The following is a 4,217-nucleotide window of genomic DNA, read 5'->3' on the forward strand; positions in this document are numbered from 1 at the left end:
TAGCATTCCTGTAGTGCGTTAATATCAACTTTGAAAAAAATAGAGCCCCTCAGTAAGATAAGAGTATAGACACCACTCTAAAACTCAAATCTAAAGAGGAGCTCTTATATGAAGTTTAAAATGCAAGACAAACAAAATCAACTAATTGAAAGAATTTCTGATGAACATCTTGTTGTTGGTGTAGACATTGCCCAACTAACACATGTAGCACGAGCTGTAAACTATCGTGGTATAGTGGTCGGTGATCCACTATCTTTTGAAAATAACGAAGATGGATTTGCAAGGTTACTAGATTGGATTAACAAATTAAAAAACTCAAAAGATCTTGATACTGAAATCGTTGGTATGGAACCTACAGGGCATTATTGGTTAAACCTGTCCCAATGGCTTTACGACCGAAATATTGATGTGGTAACTGTTAATCCCCACCTTGTTAAAAAGAACAAAGAAAACAGAGATAATACACAGTCCAAAAGTGACAAAAAAGACGCTCTGGTTATTGCCGATATGGTGAAGAATGGATACTATTCCTTCATTCGTCCAACTACATAGGCTTTCGAAAAACTAAGAGTATTGATGTCTAACCGAGATGCCATAGTTAAACGACATGTCAGTGCTGCGAACCAAATCCATCGTTGGATTGATATTATTTTCCCTGAACTTAGACAAGTTTTTAAAGACGTTACATGTAAAGGGGCAATCGCTACTCTCCGTTTATTCCCTACACCGAAAGAATTACGTTCGATGGAAGCTATAAATATCGTTACAGGGTGGAGAACAGAGATGAAGCGTCAACCTGGTATTAAAAAAGCCGAAGCACTCATTAAACTAGCTAAGAATTCTGTTGGCACTGATAAAGCACATGATGCATATAAATTACACCTAAAACAATTACTTGAAGAATTCGACCTCGCCACAAGCCAATTGGAAATAGTAGATAAAGAAGTATCTGAAGCTCTTGGAAGTATTACTTTTACAGAAAAACTACTTAGTATAAAAGGATTAACAATCGTAATGTTAGGTGGCATTTTAGGTGAAACTGGTGATCTAAGTCAGTTCGCACATGGCAATTCTCTATTACGACACGCGGGTTTACATTTAGTCGAGGCAAGCTCTGGTAAATGGAAAGGACAAATTGTCATTTCTAAGAGAGGAAGGTCTCGTCTAAGGCGATTCTTATACCTAGCAACAATGTGTCTTGTGATGAACAATCCTGAGTTCAGAGAAATTCATGCCCACAATGTCAAAGTGAAAAAGATGAAAAAAATGAAATCTATTATGAAACTGATTGGTAAATTTGCAAGAATGATAGTAGGAATTGCCCGACGTAATGAACCCTATTGTGCAGAAAAAGTTCACCCTTTGGTACCTTTAGCAGCATAAGTTAATTACCTTATAACTGAACATATGAAATAGAAAAAGTTGCTTTATTGAATGTTGGCTTATTCGTAGGATCTCAAAGAAAGCACGGAGTACTGGAATACTTAAACACAAGGGCACAGACCCATACCTTTAGCAATACCGGCCTCCACCCCTTGGATAGGCATGACGAAGGAATGAGAGGGCAAAAGACCCGTTGAGACATGGGAGGGAAAGCCTCCAGGGACGGCGTGGAGTATACGTGCAGTATATGGAAATAAATGGAGTTATGATTCACTCCTCTATTCCCGCATGCCTTCATGTAGCCTTGTTTCTAATACTCATTCCATATATCCGTCATTGTTCTTACATGTGGATTTGAAATCCTGCGAATAAGCGAGTATTTAAGAGTAAATTGAATCAAACTGAGGGAGTTTAAGTAGAAACCTTCACAATCTTATTTAATTATGACTCTTTTCGTATTAACCTTAATTGCCAAGGTAACCAAAACCCAAAAACTATAATAAATACAGGGATAGACCACCAGGTTTGCCATCCTTTTAACTTCATATATTCAACTTGAACAAGCAGCCATTCAGATAAGATGGACAAGATGGTAAAGATGGTAACATATAACCATTTCTTTTCCTGTCTAAAATAGTTAAGAAATATTACAGCAATACAAGAAGGAATGATACCATAACATATAAAATCACCAATTCCTTCTTGTTTTGGATCACGACCTAAATCAAATACATCCAAGTAATTTAACATAAGGAACACATCTATTGTTATTGCTACATAGCCAGTTGTACCAAAGATAAAATAAATTTCTCTCCAACTTAATCGTTTTGGCATAAAAAATATGTAAATCAAAAAGATAGTAAGTAAAGTAATTGGAAACCATAAACCTTTTGATGACAAATCTAAATTTTGTATAAACTTTTCCATGGTGTGGCCCCTTTATTATTGACTATCGAAACCTATATATTCTAAAATTCAACATTATTATTTGTTAATTAAAAAATCTATATGCCGATTAGCTTTAAAAACATTGAATTTTCTAAACGAAATTTTATAAAAAATGAGATATAGATAAAAGGCAGCCGAATAATTCCATTTGTTTTTGGATGATTATTCCTTATTTAACTAATCTGACCGTAGTACAATATAACAAGGGGATCGCCGCAGCCACCCATTTTTAATATAAGCACCATATTGTTAAAAATCTTTAATTGGAAGAAATGTTATATTTCATTGTCCAAGATGTTTCAGATAAACCACATTGTTCAAATCCGAGTTTCTTATAAAGTTGTACTGCCTGAGTGTTTTTAGGGTCGACGCTCAAAGATAGAGATGTAAAACCATCTCCAGTAGCTGTCTCAAATAATTTTTCCATGAGCAGATTACCTATTCCCTTACCTCTTGTCCATAAAAAAGAGCGTAATCCCTTCTTGGATTAACGCACTCGATAGATTAAGTGTAATTCTTCACAATGTTTGTTTTTTAATGCAAGTTATCATTTTCTTTTATTCTCAATTTTAAGATGTTGTGCAATATATAAGATGTCCTCTGTCAATTGCCTTTTAATTTCAGTTAATGGTAAATCTAATATAAAGCCCCGTATCTTAAAAAGAGGGAATTTATCAACTACAAAAATAAAAAAGGTTTTCTCAACTTCCCAAATGGTTAATTGGTGTCCTATATCAAACTCATGGTTATCATCATCAATTTCAATTCCATCCAAATCCCTCAAAGATAAACCAATATGAGAACAGTAATGAGGTTTGAGGCATTGTTCTTTTGACGTTTTAGGCGTATAAGGAAAGTGTTTAGGGTTAGTGTCATTTCTGCTGAAGTATATTTCAAGAATGTAGGAGTTTTGCAGAAAAAGATGCTGAAAATCTTCCTCTACCTCTTTTGCAATGTTGGCAACTTGTTTTTCCAAGTCCCAAATCTGTTCTTTTTTTATTTCAGATAACTTAATTTTTTTCATCATCTTCCACAACTCCAAAAAAGGCTTTTTATAAATTATTCTTCATTAGAGATTTAAATTCCTTGTTAAACTCCCTCAATAAGAAAGGCCATCCTTATTAAAGAATCTCACCCGTTAGGTCATACCTGAGTCAGATGAAGAAATGATGCTTTTTAATACAGCAAGTCAGCGTATAAATGTCCGCAAAGAACGCCGTGAACATAGTAAAGCATTTGCGAATATTGTAACACTTTGAATTTATATTGATAAAAGAAAAAACCCTGTTTGGGTGTTTCAGCTTGTAGACAAAGTCTGATATTCAGGCAGGTCTACAAGCTTTTTTTGTCGAATAAAGAAGTAAAGTTGGTTTGAGGGGTGCAAATATATGTTATCGAAACAATCAATGGAAGGTCGTTATCAAATATCGATGATTGCACTTGATGAAGTAGTTCCTGCTAATCATCTTGTTCGAAAGCTTGAAGCCGCTATTGATTTTAGTTTTATTTATGACTTAGTTGAAGATTTGTATTGTTTGGATAATGGTCGTCCAAGTATCGATCCAGTTGTGTTAATAAAGATGGTCTTTATTCAATATGTATTCGGAATTAAATCAATGAGAAAAACAATAGATGAAATTGATACAAGCGTTGCGTATCGCTGGTTTTTAGGCTTTGACTTCAATAAAAAGATTCCCCACTTTTCTACCTTCGGTAAAAACTATGAGAGACGATTTAAAGACACAGATCTTTTTGAGAAGATTTTCTACCATATTCTTAATGAAGCGATAGAAAAAGGGTTTGTTGATCCTTCTGTTGTTTTTATAGACTCTACACATGTTAAAGCAAATGCAAACAAGAGGAAGTTTATAAAAGAAGCTGTCAAA

At 34.4% G+C, this 4,217-nt stretch carries 4 protein-coding genes and 1 pseudogene; 2 read left to right on the forward strand and 3 right to left on the reverse strand.

The window, feature by feature from the left end; genetic code table 11:
• Positions 1 to 108 precede the first annotated feature (108 nt).
• Positions 109 to 1,383 (forward strand): annotated as a pseudogene (locus tag WQ54_RS17490) (IS110 family transposase).
• Between the two features lie 441 nt (positions 1,384 to 1,824).
• On the opposite strand, the gene WQ54_RS17495 reads toward WQ54_RS17490, so the two are convergent.
• From WQ54_RS17495 to WQ54_RS17505, 3 genes are all read right to left on the reverse strand, one after another.
• Complete coding sequence (locus WQ54_RS17495; RefSeq protein ID WP_046585904.1) at positions 1,825 to 2,310, reverse strand: hypothetical protein; 486 nt, start codon at positions 2,308 to 2,310, stop codon at positions 1,825 to 1,827.
• A 280-nt stretch (positions 2,311 to 2,590) separates the two neighbouring features.
• Positions 2,591 to 2,773: an N-acetyltransferase gene (locus tag WQ54_RS17500; protein WP_269431576.1), complete on the reverse strand. Its 183-nt coding sequence runs from the start codon at positions 2,771 to 2,773 to the stop codon at positions 2,591 to 2,593.
• A 105-nt stretch (positions 2,774 to 2,878) separates the two neighbouring features.
• Positions 2,879 to 3,358: a hypothetical protein gene (locus WQ54_RS17505; RefSeq protein ID WP_046585906.1), complete on the reverse strand. Its 480-nt coding sequence runs from the start codon at positions 3,356 to 3,358 to the stop codon at positions 2,879 to 2,881.
• 361 nt (positions 3,359 to 3,719) lie between these two features.
• Between WQ54_RS17505 and WQ54_RS17510 the strand changes: the two genes are divergently transcribed.
• A partial coding sequence (locus WQ54_RS17510; protein ID WP_046585907.1) for an IS1182 family transposase occupies positions 3,720 to 4,217 on the forward strand: 498 nt, incomplete at its 3' end.

Source organism: Bacillus sp. SA1-12 (genome assembly GCF_000981385.1).
Classification (GTDB): domain Bacteria; phylum Bacillota; class Bacilli; order Bacillales; family Bacillaceae; genus Metabacillus.

What these genes read in the sequence shown, in the direction of transcription:
- WQ54_RS17495 (WP_046585904.1), bottom strand. Translation starts at nt 2,310, where the DNA reads ATGGAAAAGTTTATACAAAATTTAGATTTGTCATCAAAAGGTTTATGG.
- WQ54_RS17505 (WP_046585906.1), bottom strand. Translation starts at nt 3,358, where the DNA reads ATGATGAAAAAAATTAAGTTATCTGAAATAAAAAAAGAACAGATTTGG.